This window comes from Micromonospora sp. CA-246542 (assembly GCF_050942905.1).
Lineage (GTDB): Bacteria > Actinomycetota > Actinomycetes > Mycobacteriales > Micromonosporaceae > Micromonospora.
The window spans coordinates 4,726,838-4,743,782 of sequence record NZ_CP192040.1; the positions used below are offsets into that span (position 1 = coordinate 4,726,838).

Genomic DNA, 16,945 nt, shown 5'->3' on the forward strand with positions numbered 1-16,945 from the left:
CAGCAATGAGCTTCACTCTCGTCTGTTTTCCCTTCGCCGGAGCCGGGGCCAGCATCTACCGCCCCTGGCAATCCGAGGCTTCGAGCCGATTCCAGTTGCTGCCGGTGCAATTGCCGGGCCGCGAGGAGCGCTTCCTCGACGAACCGTTCAGGACCATGTCCGAGGCGGCGGCAGCCTGCGCGGACATGATCGGATCGGAGTTGAACGGCCAGTCCTACGCCGTTTTCGGGCACAGCTTCGGTGCCATACTCGCCTACGAAACGGTGCGCCTCCTGAGCGCCGACCGCCTCCTCCCGCCGACCCGCCTCATCGTCAGCGGTGCCGCCTGCCCACAGCGACGGCCCAACCACGGAGTCAGCCAGTTAGGTGACGACGAGTTGGTCAGCCAACTGGAGTCGATCGTCGGATACCGTCACGACGCCTTCGCGGACCCCGACCTTCGTGAGGTATTGCTCCCGGCGTTGCGCGCAGACCTTACCGTCACCGAGTCCTACCGCCACAGCTTCGACGTGCCGCTGTCCGTTCCGGTCACGGTTCTCCGCGGCGTCGACGACACGATGGTGCCGAGGGACGACATAGCAGGCTGGGCCGATATCACCATCGCCGATTGCGAGGTGCGAGAACTTCCCGGCGGGCACATGTACCTGGTCGACGACTGGACACTGCTGTGGAAGACGATCGACGACGCGCTCTCCGATGCTGGCTGAGTATCGCAAGGCGATGGGACGATATCCCACCGGGGTTTCCGTCATCAGCACACTGCATCAGGGCCTCCCCCACGGAATGACCGTCAACTCCTTCACCTCGGTGTCTCTTGATCCGCTGATGCTGTTGTTCTGCGCGTCGCCGCGATCGCGGACCCTGTCTCTGGTTCTCGCGGAGAACCGATTCGCCGTCAGTGTGCTCGCCGCCGACCAGGAGAACATCGCACGCCGGTTCAGCAACTCGCCAGTGGAGGACCGCTTCGCCGGCCTCCCCTGGCGGAAAAGCCCCGGTGAGCAGCCACTACTGGACCAGGCGGTCGCCTGGTTCGACTGCGTTGTCACCGATGTGGTGCCTGGCGGCGACCATCGCATCGTGATAGCGACGGTGACCGGATTCTGGGAGGCGCGCGAGGAGTGCAGCCCGCTGATATTTCACCGAGGTCGCTTTGTCAGCCTCGGCGCTGCTCACGTCGGCCACGTCAGCTGATCGGGGCGACGACCTGCCGCCACCTCATGCGGTGCCGGACGGGCGTTCGCTGACCCTCTCGGCGATCGCCCGGCCCAGCTCCGCCGTCGTGCCGGTGCCCGGCAGGCCGGCTGGCAGAGGCGCCTGTCCGGGCCGGCGCGGCCTGCTGGGCGGCTCTCCGGTCCAGGCCGCATGGCCACGGATGAGGAAGATCGTCGACAGCAGCCAGCCCCTGAGGCAGGTCACGACGTGGCTGGCAGGACCACAGGGCCAGCAGCCGCAGAGTTGACTCGATCGACACCGGAACCACAGGGCATGAATTCCCGTCAATTCACGGAATCAGCGTCCCGTCTGTCGGCGCGTACCCGAAGGTCCAACTCCCGAAGGTAGGCCAGGTTGTCCCGGGTCCGCTGAGCCAGCGGCGCGGCGGTGGAGAAGTCCTCGACCGTCACCCACCCGTCGTAGCCGACCCGGCGCAGCGCCCCGAGATAGGCCGCCAGGTCAGCCTGCCCCTCCCGCAACGGCGCCCACTCGGCCGACCAGCGCGGTCCCCCGTCATCCCGGGTGCCGCTCACCCGCCACGCGACGTTCTTCACGTGCACGTGCGCCAGGTACGGGCCGAGCAGCTGGAAACCGGCCAGCGGATCCTCGAACCCCTCGATGGTCAGATTGCCGATGTCGTGGATGACCCCGGCATGCTCCGGCGGTAGGCCGTCGAGCAGCCGCATCGCCGCCGACGCTGAGGCGACGATGGTGCCGTGGTGCAGCTCGACCAGCGCGGTCACCCCGTGCTCCGCCGCCCGCGCGGCGATCCACGCCAGGTCCCGGCGGGTGCCGGCCATCAGCTCGCGATAGTCGCCGCTGCCCAGTTGCGGCATGGTCACCCGGACCCGTTCCGCGCCCAGCGCGGCGGCCGCAGCCAACACCCGCTCGACGTTGCCGTGGTCGGCCGCCGGCACGTACGCCCCGAGCCCGGACACCGCCAGTCCGGCTTCGCGGGTGATCGTGGCGATCCGGGGTAGCTCACCCTCCAGCCCGGTCAACGGGACGGTCGCCCGGTTGCCGGCCCAGAACCCGGGCGGTCGGGCCGGTTCCTGATCGGTGACCCGCCACTCGACACCGTCCCAGCCCTGCGCGGCCAACTGCCCGACCGTCTCCTCCGGCGTCCAGTCCGGCGTGGACGCCGTGAACACCGACCACCTCATCACGCCACCCCCACCCGCAGGACGGACGACACCGTGGCCGCGGAGCCCTCGACGGCGGCGAGCTCGTCGTCGAAGTCGCCGGCCAGCACCGCCGGCACCGACACCGGCCGCCGCAGGTGCGCCGAGAGGTAGACCGCCTTGACCACGGCGACGTCGAGCAGCGCCTCGACCGCCGTGACCCCCGGTCGCCGGCCGCCGAGGATCGCCTCGACCGTGTCGTGGTACTGCCGCAGGTGCCCGGTCACGAAGGCGTCGTCGGGCTTGGTCGCCCCCCGCAGCTGCGACGGTGGCACGGCGTCGCCGGACCGGTCGGGGCCGTCGGCGTACGCGGAAGCGTCCGGGCCGTCGGCGGTGTGCAGGTATTCCAGCTGGTCGTCGTGGATCACTGCGGACCCCTGCGAGCCGTGCACCTGCAACCGGACGCCGAGGCCCGGGTACGCCGCGGTGGTGGCGTGCAGCACGGCGAGCGCCCCGTCGGCGAACCGGATCGCCGCCACGGCGACATCCTCCACCTCGACCCGCTCGTGGGCGAGGACGCCGGTGTAGGCGAACACCTCCTCGGGCCGGCCGAACAGCCACAGCAGCAGGTCCACGGTGTGCACGCCCTGGTTGATGGTGGCGCCGCCGCCGTCCTGATCCCAGGTGCCGCGCCAGCCCGCCGAGTCGTAGTACCGCTGGCCCCGCCACCACGGCACGCTGGCCACCGCCGAGGTGAGCCGCCCCAGGTCGCCGGCGCGCACCCGGGCGGCGACCGCGACGCTCGCCGGGTCGAACCGGTGCTGGCAGACCACCGCGCAGACCTGACCGGCCGCCTCGGCGTCCGTGGCGGCCCGGGCGATGCGGCGGGCCGCCGGCAGGGAGGCATCGAGGGGCTTCTCGACGAGCACGTGCACGCCGGCCGCGAGGGCCTCCTCGGCGAGGTCGGCGTGCGTACCGCTGGGCGTGCAGACCACCACCAGGTCCGCCGCCTCGACCGCGAGGGCCTCGCCCAGCGAGGCGTACCGGGCCGGCGGCGGACCACCCTGCTCGCCGATCCACCCGGCGAGCCGGTCGTTGGCCTGCGGGTCCGGGTCGGCGAGCGCGGTGAGGCGCAGTCCGGGGTGCCGCAGGATCGCCCCGGCGTGGGTGCGGGCGATGACCCCGCTGCCCGTGATCACGACGTTGAGAACGGTCATCGAAGATGCACTCCTATCGAGGCGGTGAGGTTCACGAACGCGCGCGCCGCCCGGCCGAACTCGGCCGGGCCGGAGAATCCGCCGAGGTCGTGCTGGCTGGCGAGGTGCGGTTCGAGGGAGGCGAAGCCGGCATAGCCGTCGTCGCGCAGCGCGGTGAGCGTCCGCAGCAGCTGGCCGTCGCCGTGGCCGGCGGGCACGACCTCGGCGGTGGCCGCGATCGCGTCCTTGACCTGCAGGTACTCCAGGTGCGGGCGCAACAGCGCGTACCCGTCGTCGTAGGGCCGCACCCCGACCTGCACGAAGTTCGCGTTGTCCCAGGCGACGCGCAGCGCGGGCGAGTCCACCGACTCGACAAGGTCGGCGACCCGCCGCGGCACATCGCCGTAGATGTCCTTCTCGTTCTCGTGCAGCAGCACGACGCCGGAGTCCTCGGCGAGGGCCGCGAAGGCCCGCATCCGCGCGAGCACCGCCGCGCGGATCTCGGCCGGGGAGACCCCGGCCGGGCGGTAGAACGAGAAGATCCGGACGTACCGGCTGCCCAGCCGGTGCGCGGCCGCCACGGCTGCGCGCAGCCGGTGGAGCTCACCGCCGTCATCGGTGGTCACGTCGACCTTCCCGACGGGCGACGCGACCGCCGAAACCGCCATGCCGCGCGCGTCGACCGCCTCCGCCAGGGCGTCCAGTTGGGCGTCGCCGAGCTCCACCACGTTGGTGCCCCACGCGCTGCGCACCTCGATGTGCCGGGCGCCGAGGGCATTGAGCACCGCGAGCTGCACCGCCGGGTCGGGATCGATCTCGTCGCCGAAGCCGGACAGCGTCCACGCCGTCACTTCACACCTCCTGCGGTCAACCCACTGACGATGTAGCGCTGGAAGGCGAGGTAGAGGGCGACCACCGGGGCCGCGCAGACGAGGGCGGCGGCCATCATCTGCCCGTACGGCGGGATCGCCCCGCCCTCCTGCGACGCGCCGAAGACCTGCAGCACGACCGCCGCGGTACGGGTGTCCACATCGGTCATGACCGAGGCGAACAGCACGTCGTTCCAGCCGAGCAGGAACGCGAAGATCGCCGCGACGACCAGGCCCGGCCAGCTCAGCGGGATGACGACACGCAGCAGGATCTGCCAGCTCCCGGCACCGTCCACGCGGGCGGCCTCGATCAGCTCGCCGGGCAGCTCACGCAGGTAGGTCACCATGATCCAGGTGGAGAACGGCAGCCCGAACGTGAGGTAGGTGACGACCAGCGACCACCGGGTGCCGATCGTCGGCACGCCGAGGCTGCTGCCGATCGTCGCGAAGAGCACGAACACCGGCAGGAGCAGCAGCGTGCCGGGGATCGACTGCATGCCCAGCAGCGCGCGCAGCACGGTGCGCCGGCCCCGGAACCGGTGCCGGACCAGGACGTACGCCGAGAAGACCGCGATCGCCGCGCAGGTCACCGCCACCGTGCCGGCGACGAGCAGGCTGTTCGCGAGCCCCCGGCCGAGCGGAACGGTCGACCAGATCCGGACGTAGTTGTCGACGCTGATCCGCTCCGGCCAGAAGTTACCGGCGGCCACGGCCAGGTCGGTGTTGACCGAGGCGAGAAAGACGTAGCCGACCGGCGCGCCGACGATGGTCAGCAGGATCACCGTCAGGCCGATCTGCAGTGGTCGGGGCAGCAGGCGATGCACCGAGTTCATGCGGCAGCCTCCGGCGCGTCGAGTTTGACGGTGCGTAGATAGACCAGCAGCGGGACCAGGATCAGCACCAGCGAGATCACGGCCATCGCGGCGCTCAGCCCGAACCTCAGGTTCTGGAAGCTCTCCACGTACGTCAGCACCGGCAGCACCTCCACGTCGTGCGGACTCGGAACGCCGAACAGCACGAACGGCAGGGTGAAGCTGTTCACCATGTGCAGCAGCGAGATGATCGCGGCGAGCGCGACCGGCGGGCGCAGCAGCGGGAGGATGATGTGGCGCAGCTTCGCCCACCACTGCGCGCCGTCGAGTGCGGCGGCCTCGTGCAGGCTGTCGTCGATGCCCTGCAGGCCAGCCAGGGCGAGCAGGTAGACCAGCGGCCAGCCCGACCAGGCCTGCACGACGATCAGGGCGAAGTAGCTCTTCGGCCCGTTCAGCCACAGGCCGCCGGCGATGCCCAGGCTCGCCAGGCCCTGGTTGGCGACCCCGTCGGGTTGCAGGATGATCCGCCAGATGGTGCCGACGACGAAGGCGGGCAGCACGTACGGGATGAGGTAGAGGGACCGGATCAGCGACCGCCCACGGAACGGCAGGTGGGTGGTCAGCGCGGCGGCGACCCCCAGCGGCAACGCGAGCAACGTCGCGATCACCGCCGCGGACCCGCTGACCCAGATGGCGTGCGGCAGGCTGGTGCGGCTCACCGCCTCCACGTAGTTGCCGGCGCCGACGAAGGGTGCCGACAGCCACTGCCGGAAGGTGTACTGGTCGAGGTCGAGCAGCGACATCACCAGCGCGACGACGAACGGCACGACGATGACGGTCAGGGTGAGCAGGCCGCCGGGCGCGAGCAGCCACAACGCGGCACCGCCGGCGGGCGCGCCGCGACGGCGGCGCGGCGGAGACGGACGGGCCACCTCGACCCGGCGCGCATCGCCGGTGTCCGGAGCGTCCGCCGTCGCTGGGTCGGTGACGGTCATCTACTTCGCCTTGTCCAGCGCGGCCTGCGCCTCGGACTGGGCCCGGGTGAGCAGGGCGTTGAGGGCCGTGTCGTCGACCTTGCCGGCGGCGAGGTTCGGCACCGACTGGACAACCACGTTGACCAGCGCAAGCTGCACCTTGCTCCACCCGCCGTGGAACGGGGTGCTGTGCGATTTCGACGCGGAGTCCACGATGGCCGCAAGCGCAGGGTCGGCGACCAGCCGGTTCGCCAGCTCCGCGTTCGTCGGCAACTCGCCGAAGGTCCGGTAGTAGGTTTCCTGCGACTCGGCGGTGGTCAGCATGTTGACCAGGCGCAGCGCCAGGTCCTGGTTCTTGCTGTACTTGGCGATCACCAGGTTGTCACCGGAGAGGATGCTGGTGGCGCCGACGCCGCCCGACGCCAGGCTGGTGGCGCCCGGCGGGACGGTCGGCATGATCGCGTAGCCGTACTTGCCGGCGACCGCGGACTTGTCCAGCGTGACCTTCGAGGTCGCCGAGACCATCGGCAGGAAGGCGGCCTTGCCGGCGCCGAACGCGGCGATGGCCTGCGCGTTCTTCCAGCCGGTCGCCGCCGGGTCGACGATCTTGTCGGTGGCGAGCCAGCCGAGGTACGTCTGGTAGGCCTTGACCGTGACCGGATCGGTCAGCCGCGCCTTGCCGTCGGCGACCAGGGGGTTGCCGGCCTGGATGCTCATCGCCCAGATGAACTTCCACGGGTCGAAGCCGTCGCCGTAAGCCACGGCCATGCCGTACCTGCCGGCCCCGGTCAGCTGTCTGGCCTGCTGCCGCAGGCCATCCCAGGTGCTGGCCGGCTTGTCGATGCCCGCCGCGGCCAGCAGTTCCTTGTTGTACGCCATGACGAACGGACGACTGGCGAAGGGGATGCCGACCTCGTGCGCGGCGTCCGGGCCGGAGATGCCGAGGGTGGCCGGCAGGAACCGGTCCCGGCCGCCGACCTTCGTCCACTGGTCGGCCGTGAGGTCGACGAAGGCGCCGGTGGAGTATGCCGTCGGGGTGAAGGTCGTGCCGAGGGCATAGATGTCCGGCCCCTGCCCGGAGAGCATCGATGTCTGGATCTTGGTGAGTTCGTCGGTAGGGCTGGCGAAGGTCTCGAACGTGACCTTCGCCCCGGCCTGCTCCTGGAACTTCGCCGAGACGTCGGCGAACCACTGCTTCTGCTCCTCGGGATAGATCGAGTTCGCCGCGACGAGCACGTTGAGCGTCCCGGCGTCCTCGGCGGAGCTACCGGAATCGCAGGCGGCGACGGGTACGGCGACCGTGACGGCCAGAGCCGCCGCGAGAAGTGCGCGGATAGCGTTCATCTCTGCTCCTTGGGTGGTGGCTGTCCGGAGAGCAATGGCGTGGAAAACACATAGCCAGACGCCCGGGAATCTTCCCGGTTCGATGAAACGTGTGAGCGAACGTAACAACCATGGAAACCGGATGGCAATCGGTTGCCATTAATTGCCATCAATGCTCTGCTGATGTGCATGAACCCCGAAGGCGCGTCCTCTCCCCGTGCGGCGGTACGCCGGGAGGGCCGCGTGACCATCAATGACATCGCTGCCCTCACCGGCGTTGCCGCCTCCACCGTGTCCCGGGCGCTGAGCCGGCCCGAGCGGGTCAACCGGGTCACCCGGGAACGCATCCAGGCCGCCGCCCGCGAGCTGAACTACGTCCCCAACACCCAGGCGCGGGCGCTGTCGTCGGGGCGTACCGAAACGGTCGCCCTGCTCGTCTCGGACGCGACGAACCCGTTCTTCTTCGGACTGATCCGCGGCGCGCAACAACAACTGCGCGCCGCCGGCCACGCCCTGCTGCTGATCGACACCGAGGACTCGGCCGAGCTGGAGAACCATCTGCTGCACAAGGTGCGCCGGTCGGTCGACGGGGTGATCCTCGCCGCCTCCCGGCTGCCCGAGCGGACCCTCTCCGTCATCGCCGCCGAACTGCCGGTCGTCACTGTCAACCGCAACGTCCCCCGGGTGCGCAGCGTCGTCATCGACAGCCCGGACGGGGTGATGCAGGCCGTCGAGCACCTGGTCTCGCTGGGCCACCGGGCGATCGCGTACGTCGCCGGACCGCCGTCCTCCTGGGCCAACGCGGCCCGGTGGCGGGCGATGCGGACCGCGATGGCCCGACACGGCCTCACCGCGGCCCGCGTCGGACCGTTCGGCGTGTCCCGCAACTCCGGGTCGGTCGCCGCGGACGCGCTGCTGAACACCGGCGCCACCGCCGGCGTCACCTTCAACGATCTGCTGGCGATCGGCATACTGCGGCGGCTGGCCGAACGCGGCGTCGACGTTCCCGGCGAGATCAGCGTGGTGGGCTGCGACGACATCTTCGGCGCCGACTTCTGCAGCCCTCCGCTGACCACCCTCACCGCGCCGATCGAACAAGCCGGCCGGGTGGCGGTGTCGATGCTGCTGAATCATCTTGAGCACCTGGGGGCAACGGCGTCCCGTGAGACCGTGCTGCTGCCCACGCACCTGACCATCCGGCAGTCCAGCGGGCCGGCCCCGCGCCGGTGACCACTCGCCGGGCCGTCTCCTCCGACTGGTCATGCGCTCGGTTGACGGTGAGGCTGTGGATGTGTGCCGTCGCGGCTCCGCGCCGGGCTGACACGCGCCAGGCGCCGTCGTCCGATGCGGCCTGCGCTCGCGTTGCTCTCACGGCCCCTCGAAGAGTTGAGCTTCCCCGCTATCGGTGCGCTACCTCAGGAAGTCCAGGAGCTGCCGTGTGGTCTCCTCGGGCGCCTCCTCAGGAATGAAGTGGCCGACCGGCACCGGCTCGCCGCGTACGTCGTCGGCCCATTCGCGCCAGATCGCGAGCGGGTCGTCGTAGAGCTTCGCGACCTGACCCTGTTGACTCCAGAGGAACAGCACCGGGCAGGCGATCTTTCGGTTTCCGCGGTCCGCCTCGTCCTGCTGGTAGTCCAGCGACGCGGCCGCGCGAAACTCCTCGCAGATCGCGTGGACGGTGGCGGGGTCGCTGAACTGCTTGACGTACGCGGCGCGCACCTCGGCCGGAAACGCGTCCTTCACCGTCGGCCACGTGTCGAGCATGAAGTCGACGAGCACCGCGGGCGCCGCCGCGATGAACTGCTCGGGCACCGGTGCCGGAGCTGCCAGGAAGGACCACACCCAGTAGGAGAGACTGAACGCCCTGTCGGCATGGTCGTAGACGTCGCCGATGGGCACGATGTCCATGACGGTCAGCCGGGTGACGACGTCGGGTGCGTCGAGCGCGAGGCGGTAGGCGCAGCGAGCACCCCGGTCGTGCCCGACGAGGCGGAACTGCTCGTAGCCCAGGCTCCGCATCACCTCGATCTGGTCGCGGGCGATCGCTCGCATGCTGTACGGCTCGTGCGTCGCACTGCTTTCTGGTTTGCCGCTGTCACCCCAGCCGCGCAGGTCCGTGGCGACCACCGTGTAGTTCTCGGCGAGCCGCGGCGCTACCCGGTGCCACATGAGGTGCGTCTCGGGAATTCCGTGCAAGAGCAGCACCGGAGGCCCACTGCCGCCGCGGCGACCGTGGATCGTCGATCCCGACGTCGGGATATCGAACTCGTCAAAGCCGTCGAACATGCCGGAACCTCCTGCGGATGACTCGGGCTGCCGGTGCCGGTGGCCTGAACCGTTGATCGAAGGTCCTCCGCACTTCCCGGATTTGATCCGGGCAAACAGGGCAAGTCAGAATATTCGGATTGAGATCATCTGATGTCGGGCCACGGCTCAGGACGAGCCTGTGGCAAGTCCGAACTCTTCGGCGACGAGGGCAAACGAGCGTGTGCGGTTGGCGGTGTCGTCGATCAACGAGGTGAGCAGAAGGTGCTCGTGAGGGCGTCGAGGACCGCGCGGACGACGTCGTCCGGGTGGCCCACCCGACCGGCCGGGTTGCGGGCCGCCCGACTCGCGAAGAGGTCGGCCTTCTGCTGCTCGCCGAGCGCGTCGTAGGCACCGCTGTCGATGGTGCCCGGCGAGACTGAGTTCACCCGCAGCGGCGCGAGTTGCACGGCCAGGGCCCGGGTGACCGCGTCGACGCCGCCGTTGGTGGCCGCGACCGCCAGCATGCCCGGCGCCGGCTTGTGCGCGGTCGCGCCGGAGAAGAAGACGAAGCCGCCGTCCTGCGGCATGCGAGGCGCGAGGTGTTGGGCCAGCAGGATCGGGCCGAGCACCTTGGTCGACAGGGACTGCGGTACGGCGGCCGGCTGCAGGTCGCTCAGACGTCCGCGAGCGCGGGCCGACGCTGTCGACACGACATCGTCGACGCGACCCAACCGTTCCGCGACCGCCGCCACGCTCGCCTCAACCGTGACGTCGACGGATTCGATGGTCAGCTCCTCGCCGTACGCGTCGGCCAGGGCATCGCGGTTGCGGGATGCGACGACCACTGTGGCGCCGGACGCGCGTACGGCGGAGACGATCGCGCCGGCGATGCCGCCGCTCCGGCCGATCACCAGCACTGTTCGGTTTTCCAGTCCAGTGTGCACAACTCAATTCCTCTTCGGGGATTCAGGCGCGCGCCATCGAGGGTCGCCAGGCAGAGTTGATCAACGGTGCACGACGGTGGCCTGGGCCCGTGGCTCCTCGATCACGCGATTGAGGGTGGCGAGGTTCTGGGGTCCCTCGTGACGCTGACCGTTGATGAAGAACGTGGGGGCGCCGGCCGCGCCGCTGCGGTCGGCTGAATCGACATCCCGCTGAACCCGGGCCTCGTGCCGGTGGCGGGCCAGGTCGTCACGGAACCTGTCGAGGTCGAGGCCGAGTTGCTCGGCGTACCCGGTCAGGTCGTCGGGGGCCAGCCCGGCCAAGTCCACGAACCTCGACCAGCGTCGACACGGGTAGGCAGGAGTGCCGGAGAGCAGGACCGCGCCCGGGCGCGGGCGTGCTCGTGCGGGTGTTTCGGCGAGGTCGGGGGTGATCGGTTGCCACCGTCCGGTGGCACCTTTCTCAGTCAGGCGGACGAGTCCGTTGACGGCGTCCAGGTCGACCAGGCGCAGGGCCAGGGCGCCGCCGCCACGGCAGGCGGTTCCGGTGTGCGGGCGCAGGAGCAGTGCGTCGGGGATGACGTCGTTGCTGCACCACATGCGCCGCGCCCCTCACACGCTTGTCGGCCGGGTACCGCGGATCGCCCAGGCACGTGCGGTCAGTCGGATCGACCCGTCGGGACCGGTTGGCAGGCGGGCGGCGAGCAGGTCCCGCAGCGCGACCCGCTGGGGCTCGGCTAACGAGGACAGGTAAGCGGGGGCAGAGCCCTGCCCCCCGAGGAACGGTGTCCAGTAGTCGGCGAAGCCGGTGAAGACGGTCGGTACGACGACCGCCTCCACCGACACATCGGTCAGCCCAGCCTCGCGCCACAGCGTCTGAAGCGCCTCCGGCCGGCAAAGTGCGAAGCGGCGGCCGTCGTCCCGCGCTGCCGCGGCGGAGTCGAGCTCGTTGGCAGCGTCCCAGAACTGTCGCATCATCTCCATCCCCTCGGCGTAGTCCCAGACATAGGCGGCCACCACCCCACCGGGGACCGCCACTCGCGCGAATTCCGCCACCGCCCGGGCCGGCTCAGGTACGAAGTTCAACACCAGACCACTCACGACCACGTCGACGGCGCTGTCCGGCAGGGGCAGCACCCGGGCGTCGCCGACCGTGAAGACGGTCCGCGGGTCAGTGGCCTGAGCACGGGCCTGCGTGACGAAACCCTCGGAGGAATCCACGCCGGTGACCTGCCGTGGGTGCGCGGTCGCCAGCACCGTCGAGGTCAGTACGCCGGTGCCGCTACCCACATCGAGCCAGCGCAGCCCTCCCGGGAGGCCGAGCCAGCGTACGAACGCCGCCGCGACGAGACGGCTCCACCGACCCACATATGCCTCGTACGCCGTTCCGTCGACCCATACCGGGGATGCCATGGCCGCACCCTACGACGGCCACACGTTCCGGCAGGTCGATACACGCGGCACGACCATCCCGAGCGCAGCGCCAGCCGATCGGGCTTGCGCCGGCCTCGACGTTGATGAAGGGACGCCCTGCTGCTCGGTCCACCGGCCCCAGGTTGACGCGGGCCCGATCGGCCATCCGCCGTACGGGACGCTCGTACGTGTCGCTCATCGAGCGGACGCGGGGTGGCGTCAGACGCGCGCAGCGGGCGCCGGCAGGTCAGTCGGGCGGCTCGGCGAGCCGTTCCATCCGGTTCCAACCGGACCAGCCGCGCTCGCGTAGCAGCTCCCGCAGCCGCCGTACCCGTGGGTCGGACTCGACGGCGAGCGCGTCGATCAGGTCGTGCGGCAGATCGTCGTCGACCTCCTCACCGGAAACTACCTGGCCGGCCGCGTGGGCCTGCTCTGCCAGGCAGGCCATGATGTCGGCTGCCTCCGCCAGCCGCGGGTCGTCCTCCTCGTCCCCGTCGAAGATCTCCGAGAGCACGCGATAGAGCCGGACGACCTGCGGATCGTCCAGAGAGGCGATCTTGCCGGGCATCCACTCGACGACGCCGTCGGGCCAGCGCGCCGCGACCAGGATCCACCCGTCCCGTTCGGCCTCCACCATCCGCGGGGACGCCCCGATGTCGCGCAGCCGGTCGAGATAGGCCGCGACCTCGGGTGGGAGCGCCAGGCTGTCCCCGGCGGTGAGCTGCGCGATGTGGGTGCGGCTGGTCTCCAGCCGTTGGATCTCGTCGCGCAACTTCTTGTCGATGGTCCGGATCGCCTCGGCGAAGGCTGCCGCGTCGGCTTCCAGCATCCGACTGATCTGCGACAGCGGCACGCCGGCGTCAGCGAGAGTGCGGATCTTGATGAGCGACACGACTGCCGTCGCCCCGTACCGCCGATAGCCCGACGCGTCCCGCTCCGGCTCGGGCAGCAGGCCGATCTGGTGGTAGTGGCGCACCGCCCGCACCGTGACGCCCGCGTACGCGGCCAGTTGACTGATCGTCAGCATCCTCTGATCCTGCCCGCAGGTGGTGCGGCAGTGGTCGGCACCGTCAGGAGATCCTGCGACGATAGGTGAGGTTGGCGAGCAGGTAGGCGAGGACGAGGATGCCGACGCACCAGGCGAGGGCGATCCAGATGTCGGTGCCGACCGGCTGCCGGGTGAACAGGTCCCGGATCGCGTTGACGATGGAGGTCACCGGCTGGTGCTCGGCGAAGGCGCGCACGGGGCCGGGCATGGACTGGGTGGGCACGAAGGCCGAGCTGACGAACGGCAGGAAGACGATCGGGTAGGAGAACGCGCTCGCGCCGTCGACGGTCTTCGCGGTGAGGCCGGGGATCACGGCTATCCAGGTCAGCGCCAGGGTGAACAGCACCAGGATGCCGGCCACCGCGAGCCACCCCAGCACGCTCGTGCCGGTGCGGAAGCCCATGAGCAGGGCAACGAGGACGACGACGACCAACGAGATCAAATTGGCGACCAGCGAGGTCAGCACGTGCGCCCACAGCACCGCGGATCGTGCGATCGGCATGGACTGGAAGCGTTCGAAGATGCCGCCCTGCATGTCCTGGAACAGCCGGTAGGCGGTATAGGAGATGCCCGAGGCGATCGTGATGAGCAGGATGCCGGGCAGCAGGTAGTTCACGTACGAGTCGGTCCCGGTCTCGATCGCGCCGCCGAAGACGTACACGAACAGCAGCATGAAGGCAATCGGCATGACCGCTGTGGTGATGATGGTGTCCGGGCTGCGGGCGATGTGGCGCAGCGAGCGTCCCAGCAGAACCGTGGTGTCGCCGACGAAGTGCTTGTTCATCACTGTTCCTTGTCCGTTCGGGCACCGACGAGGGTGAGGAAGACGTCCTCGAGGCTGGGCTGCTTCTCGACGTACTCGATCTTCGCGGGTGGGAGGAGTTGCTTGAGCTCGTCGAGGGTGCCGTTCACGATGATCCGACCCTCGTGCAGGATCGCGATCCGGTCGGCGAGATGCTCCGCCTCGTCGAGGTACTGAGTGGTGAGTAGCACCGTGGTCCCGCCCGTGGCGAGTTCCTTGACGGCCTGCCACACCTCGATGCGTGCCTGCGGGTCCAGCCCGGTCGTCGGCTCGTCAAGGAAGATCATCGGCGGGCTACCGATGAGACTCATGGCGATGTCCAGGCGGCGGCGCATGCCACCGGAGTACGTCGCCACCCTCCGGCTGCCCGCCTCGGTCAGCGAGAAACGGCGCAGCAGGTCGTCCGCGATCGCACCCGGGCCTTTGAGGTGCCGGAGCTTGGCGACCAGGACAAGGTTCTCCCGCCCGCTGAGGATCTCGTCGACCGCCGCGAACTGCCCGGTGAGGCTGATCGACTCCCGTACCTCAGCAGGCTGCGCCGCCACATCGAAGCCGTTGACCCGGGCGGTCCCCGCGTCGGCCCTGAGCAGCGTGGAGAGGATCTTCACCACGGTGGTCTTACCGGCCCCGTTCGAGCCGAGCAGAGCGAAGATGCTGCCCGGCGCCACGTCAATGTCCACGCCGCGCAGGACCTTGAGATCCTTGAACGACTTCTCCAGGCCGTGCACGCGGATCGCGGACTGCTCGGCCTGAGCTCTTGTTGGCGAATTGCTCATGGCGCCCAGCGTGAAGGGTTGACGCAGCGTCAGGGTCAAGCCCCGGGCGCGGATTTGAATGTTCACCGAGTCACAGTTGTCACCGACGAGCGTGGCTGCCCATTTGGAACGGCATGGCTGCGTGAGCTCGAAGCTATGCGACTGCTCGAGTGTCAACGCCGCTCCAGTTTTCAGGCGGAGCCGACATTACTGCAGCTCTCGAAGTACCCCTCCCAGCTCGTTGAACGAGGAGGCTGTCCCGAATCTCATGCCCAGCCGGCCCATGAGTCCCAGTGAAACTCTCAGGTAGCGCGCCGCGATGCGAGACGGTCGGGTTACGCGGACCGTCCGGCAGCGGAAAGTCGACACTGGTCCGGGTCCTGGCACTCCTGCACCGCCCCGACCATGGCCAGGTCAGCATTGACGGCACCCCGGTCACCGCCGTTCGCTACGCCGTACCAATCGCCCTCCGGACCCGCGTCGCCGCCCTCTTTCAGAGCCCGCGCGACAACCGTCGGCGGGAGCGGGTCGGCCGCCGGTTCACGATCCCTGGGCTGGTCACCGTGGCGCCGATGCGGCTGAGATCAACTGCCGCCATAGCGGACTTAGTAGACGATTCAGCGCTTAGCGCCGGTTTCACTGCCGTTGGTCCTCAAGGGCCGAAGCCATCGAAGAAGATTTGACTCGACCAAGGAAACGCCGTTAACCTCAAGGAAGCGCCGTTAACCAATTCTGTGGAGGTCGTCATGACCGAGTCCTTGAGCATCGCCGGTAACAACCTCACTTATGAGGTGTCCGGGCACGGTCCTCTCGTGGTCCTGGCGCACGGTATCGGCGACAGCCGGCACTCGTATCGTTTCCTGGCTCCGGCCTTGGCCGACGCCGGGTACCGGGTCGCCAACGTCGACATCCGCGGCTGTGGCGACTCGAGCCTGGGCTGGGACGGGTACAGCCGCACCGACATCGCCGGCGACCTCGTCGCCGTCGTGCGTCACCTCGGCGGCCCGGCCGTGATCATCGGGCAGTCGATCAGCGGCGGCGCGGCGACCATCGCGGCGGCTACCGCGCCCGATCTGATCAACGGCGTCATCGAGCTGGCGCCGTTCACCCGCGTACAACCCTTCGATCTTGGCGGGCTGCTGCGGGTGAAGCGCTTCCGGACCGGTTACAGCCAGATGGGGCAGGTCATGGTGCTGGGAAGGCTGGCGAGCTGGAAGAAGTACCTCGACGCGGCGTATCCGGTCAAGCCCGCCGACTGGGACGCCGAACTGAGGCGCATCGAGGCGAAGCTGACGGAGCCCGGCCGGATGAAGGTTCTGCAGGCCATGTGCAAGACCAGCCCGAGCGACGCCGGCGCGCAGCTGGCCAACGTCACCTGCCCGGTCCTGGTCATCGAGGGCAGCCTCGACCCCGACTGGGCCGACCCCCGCGCCGAGGGCGAGAAGATCATCGCCGACCTGCCCCCGGGCCTCGGCGAGCTGGCCGTCATCGAGGGTGCCGGTCACTATCCGCACGCCCAGACACCGGATCAGGTCCTCGCGCTGGCCCGGCCTTTCCTGAACAAGACGCTGGCGAATGCCTAGGGCTCGGCTCACCGCGCTGTCGGTCACCGAGGCTGCGGCCACCCTGGTCGACGAGGTCGGTTTCGAGAACTTCAGCATGGGCCTGGTCGCGGAACGGCTCGGGGTAAAGACCCCGGCGCTCTACAAACACGTCGCCAGCCAGGCCGATCTGGTCCACCGTGTCGCTGTCCAGGCCATGGCCGAGTTCGCCGACGCCATTCGTGACGCCATCCAGGGCCGGGCCGGCAGTGAGGCCCTCGCCGCCGGCGCGCAGGCGATGCGGACCTACGTGCTGGAGCACCCCGGCCGGTACGCGGCCGGCGATGCCGCTTCTTCCCGCGCGACCGGGCCCGACGACCCGATCATCCCCGCCGTGCAACGGGTTGTCGCCTCCTGGGCGGCGATGCTGCGCGGCTACCACCTGGACTCCAGCCAGGAGATTCACGCCCTGCGGATGCTCCGCAGCGTCCTGCACGGGTTCTCGACCCTGGAAGCAGCCGGCGGGTTCCGGTTCGACGCATCTGTCGACGACAGCTTCACCTGGATGGTCGATTTTCTCGACCGCGGCCTACACGCCATCACTACCACGACCAGCGGCACCCTCGTCCGCTGACGGATCGTCGACGACCCGACCCGACCACCTCATCCCGGAGGACCGACATCAGCATCA

The 16,945-nt window shown here is 69.5% G+C and carries 19 protein-coding genes; 6 read left to right on the forward strand and 13 right to left on the reverse strand.

The features are described from left to right. The first annotated feature begins 5 nt into the window (after positions 1-5). Together ACQP0N_RS21885 and ACQP0N_RS21890 are read left to right on the forward strand one after the other, a co-directional pair. Positions 6-707 (forward strand): thioesterase II family protein, encoded by a 702-nt coding sequence (locus ACQP0N_RS21885; RefSeq protein WP_433113706.1) that lies wholly within the window; start codon positions 6-8, stop codon positions 705-707. Then, positions 697-1,191 carry a flavin reductase family protein gene (locus ACQP0N_RS21890; protein WP_433113708.1) on the forward strand — a complete coding sequence of 165 codons (495 nt, stop codon included), beginning with the start codon at positions 697-699 and terminating at the stop codon, positions 1,189-1,191. The genes ACQP0N_RS21885 and ACQP0N_RS21890 overlap by 11 nt, the downstream gene beginning before the upstream one ends. Positions 1,192-1,496: 305 nt before the next feature. On the opposite strand, the gene ACQP0N_RS21895 is transcribed toward ACQP0N_RS21890, so the two are convergent. From ACQP0N_RS21895 to ACQP0N_RS21920, 6 genes are read right to left on the reverse strand one after another with little or no spacing between them, the layout of a single operon-like run. Next, the gene (locus tag ACQP0N_RS21895; RefSeq protein ID WP_433113712.1) at positions 1,497-2,375 is read right to left on the reverse strand and encodes a sugar phosphate isomerase/epimerase family protein; all 879 of its coding nucleotides are present in this window, start codon (positions 2,373-2,375) and stop codon (positions 1,497-1,499) included. Further along, entirely contained in the window at positions 2,375-3,550 is a 1,176-nt protein-coding gene (locus tag ACQP0N_RS21900; RefSeq protein WP_433113714.1) for a Gfo/Idh/MocA family protein, read from the reverse strand. The genes ACQP0N_RS21895 and ACQP0N_RS21900 overlap by 1 nt, the downstream gene beginning before the upstream one ends. Next, positions 3,547-4,380, reverse strand: coding sequence for a sugar phosphate isomerase/epimerase family protein (locus ACQP0N_RS21905; protein ID WP_433113716.1), 834 nt, complete (start codon positions 4,378-4,380; stop codon positions 3,547-3,549). Before ACQP0N_RS21905 ends, ACQP0N_RS21900 begins: the two co-directional genes overlap by 4 nt. Beyond that, positions 4,377-5,231, reverse strand: coding sequence for a carbohydrate ABC transporter permease (locus ACQP0N_RS21910; protein WP_433113718.1), 855 nt, complete (start codon positions 5,229-5,231; stop codon positions 4,377-4,379). Before ACQP0N_RS21910 ends, ACQP0N_RS21905 begins: the two co-directional genes overlap by 4 nt. Beyond that, on the reverse strand, positions 5,228-6,205 hold the full coding sequence (locus ACQP0N_RS21915; protein WP_433113719.1) for a carbohydrate ABC transporter permease: 978 nt from the start codon (positions 6,203-6,205) through the stop codon (positions 5,228-5,230). Before ACQP0N_RS21915 ends, ACQP0N_RS21910 begins: the two co-directional genes overlap by 4 nt. Then, complete coding sequence (locus ACQP0N_RS21920) at positions 6,206-7,528, reverse strand: ABC transporter substrate-binding protein (RefSeq protein ID WP_433113721.1); 1,323 nt, start codon at positions 7,526-7,528, stop codon at positions 6,206-6,208. 222 nt (positions 7,529-7,750) lie between these two features. Here ACQP0N_RS21920 and ACQP0N_RS21925 point away from each other — a divergent pair, with 222 nt between their 5' ends. After that, the gene (locus ACQP0N_RS21925; protein ID WP_433113723.1) at positions 7,751-8,737 is read left to right on the forward strand and encodes a LacI family DNA-binding transcriptional regulator; all 987 of its coding nucleotides are present in this window, start codon (positions 7,751-7,753) and stop codon (positions 8,735-8,737) included. 180 nt (positions 8,738-8,917) lie between these two features. Here ACQP0N_RS21925 and ACQP0N_RS21930 read toward each other — a convergent pair whose 3' ends face one another. From ACQP0N_RS21930 to ACQP0N_RS21960, 7 genes are all read right to left on the reverse strand, one after another. Beyond that, a complete protein-coding gene (locus ACQP0N_RS21930; RefSeq protein ID WP_433113725.1) occupies positions 8,918-9,793 on the reverse strand; it encodes an alpha/beta fold hydrolase in 876 nt (291 codons plus the stop codon). A gap of 224 nt (positions 9,794-10,017) precedes the next feature. After that, positions 10,018-10,665 carry an SDR family oxidoreductase gene (locus ACQP0N_RS21935; protein ID WP_433113727.1) on the reverse strand — a complete coding sequence of 216 codons (648 nt, stop codon included), beginning with the start codon at positions 10,663-10,665 and terminating at the stop codon, positions 10,018-10,020. Positions 10,666-10,758: 93 nt separating this feature from the next. Continuing rightward, positions 10,759-11,295, reverse strand: a complete 537-nt coding sequence (locus ACQP0N_RS21940; RefSeq protein ID WP_433113729.1) for a DsbA family protein — start codon at positions 11,293-11,295, stop codon at positions 10,759-10,761. Positions 11,296-11,307: 12 nt separating this feature from the next. Next, the gene (locus tag ACQP0N_RS21945) at positions 11,308-12,108 is read right to left on the reverse strand and encodes a class I SAM-dependent methyltransferase (protein WP_433113731.1); all 801 of its coding nucleotides are present in this window, start codon (positions 12,106-12,108) and stop codon (positions 11,308-11,310) included. Between the two features lie 247 nt (positions 12,109-12,355). Beyond that, positions 12,356-13,135, reverse strand: a complete 780-nt coding sequence (locus tag ACQP0N_RS21950; RefSeq protein ID WP_433113733.1) for a MerR family transcriptional regulator — start codon at positions 13,133-13,135, stop codon at positions 12,356-12,358. A gap of 43 nt (positions 13,136-13,178) precedes the next feature. Next, positions 13,179-13,940 (reverse strand): ABC transporter permease, encoded by a 762-nt coding sequence (locus ACQP0N_RS21955; RefSeq protein ID WP_433113735.1) that lies wholly within the window; start codon positions 13,938-13,940, stop codon positions 13,179-13,181. Next, positions 13,940-14,734: an ABC transporter ATP-binding protein gene (locus ACQP0N_RS21960; protein ID WP_433113737.1), complete on the reverse strand. Its 795-nt coding sequence runs from the start codon at positions 14,732-14,734 to the stop codon at positions 13,940-13,942. The genes ACQP0N_RS21955 and ACQP0N_RS21960 overlap by 1 nt, the downstream gene beginning before the upstream one ends. Before the next feature lie 272 nt (positions 14,735-15,006). Here ACQP0N_RS21960 and ACQP0N_RS21965 point away from each other — a divergent pair, with 272 nt between their 5' ends. The 3 genes from ACQP0N_RS21965 to ACQP0N_RS21975 all read left to right on the forward strand — a co-directional run bounded on the left by ACQP0N_RS21965 (position 15,007) and on the right by ACQP0N_RS21975 (position 16,888). After that, positions 15,007-15,396: an ATP-binding cassette domain-containing protein gene (locus ACQP0N_RS21965; RefSeq protein WP_433113739.1), complete on the forward strand. Its 390-nt coding sequence runs from the start codon at positions 15,007-15,009 to the stop codon at positions 15,394-15,396. Positions 15,397-15,459: 63 nt separating this feature from the next. Further along, a complete protein-coding gene (locus tag ACQP0N_RS21970) occupies positions 15,460-16,296 on the forward strand; it encodes an alpha/beta fold hydrolase (RefSeq protein ID WP_363660467.1) in 837 nt (278 codons plus the stop codon). After that, the gene (locus ACQP0N_RS21975) at positions 16,289-16,888 is read left to right on the forward strand and encodes a TetR/AcrR family transcriptional regulator (RefSeq protein ID WP_433113741.1); all 600 of its coding nucleotides are present in this window, start codon (positions 16,289-16,291) and stop codon (positions 16,886-16,888) included. The genes ACQP0N_RS21970 and ACQP0N_RS21975 overlap by 8 nt, the downstream gene beginning before the upstream one ends. Positions 16,889-16,945: the final 57 nt, after the last annotated feature.

Coding starts and splice junctions, on each gene's coding strand:
- ACQP0N_RS21885 (WP_433113706.1), top strand. CDS start 6: ATGAGCTTCACTCTCGTCTGTTTTCCCTTCGCCGGAGCCGGGGCCAGC.
- ACQP0N_RS21890 (WP_433113708.1), top strand. CDS start 697: ATGCTGGCTGAGTATCGCAAGGCGATGGGACGATATCCCACCGGGGTT.
- ACQP0N_RS21895 (WP_433113712.1), bottom strand. CDS start 2,375: ATGAGGTGGTCGGTGTTCACGGCGTCCACGCCGGACTGGACGCCGGAG.
- ACQP0N_RS21900 (WP_433113714.1), bottom strand. CDS start 3,550: ATGACCGTTCTCAACGTCGTGATCACGGGCAGCGGGGTCATCGCCCGC.
- ACQP0N_RS21910 (WP_433113718.1), bottom strand. CDS start 5,231: ATGAACTCGGTGCATCGCCTGCTGCCCCGACCACTGCAGATCGGCCTG.
- ACQP0N_RS21915 (WP_433113719.1), bottom strand. CDS start 6,205: ATGACCGTCACCGACCCAGCGACGGCGGACGCTCCGGACACCGGCGAT.
- ACQP0N_RS21920 (WP_433113721.1), bottom strand. CDS start 7,528: ATGAACGCTATCCGCGCACTTCTCGCGGCGGCTCTGGCCGTCACGGTC.
- ACQP0N_RS21930 (WP_433113725.1), bottom strand. CDS start 9,793: ATGTTCGACGGCTTTGACGAGTTCGATATCCCGACGTCGGGATCGACG.
- ACQP0N_RS21940 (WP_433113729.1), bottom strand. CDS start 11,295: ATGTGGTGCAGCAACGACGTCATCCCCGACGCACTGCTCCTGCGCCCG.
- ACQP0N_RS21945 (WP_433113731.1), bottom strand. CDS start 12,108: ATGGCATCCCCGGTATGGGTCGACGGAACGGCGTACGAGGCATATGTG.
- ACQP0N_RS21950 (WP_433113733.1), bottom strand. CDS start 13,135: ATGCTGACGATCAGTCAACTGGCCGCGTACGCGGGCGTCACGGTGCGG.
- ACQP0N_RS21955 (WP_433113735.1), bottom strand. CDS start 13,940: ATGAACAAGCACTTCGTCGGCGACACCACGGTTCTGCTGGGACGCTCG.
- ACQP0N_RS21960 (WP_433113737.1), bottom strand. CDS start 14,734: ATGAGCAATTCGCCAACAAGAGCTCAGGCCGAGCAGTCCGCGATCCGC.
- ACQP0N_RS21970 (WP_363660467.1), top strand. CDS start 15,460: ATGACCGAGTCCTTGAGCATCGCCGGTAACAACCTCACTTATGAGGTG.
- ACQP0N_RS21975 (WP_433113741.1), top strand. CDS start 16,289: ATGCCTAGGGCTCGGCTCACCGCGCTGTCGGTCACCGAGGCTGCGGCC.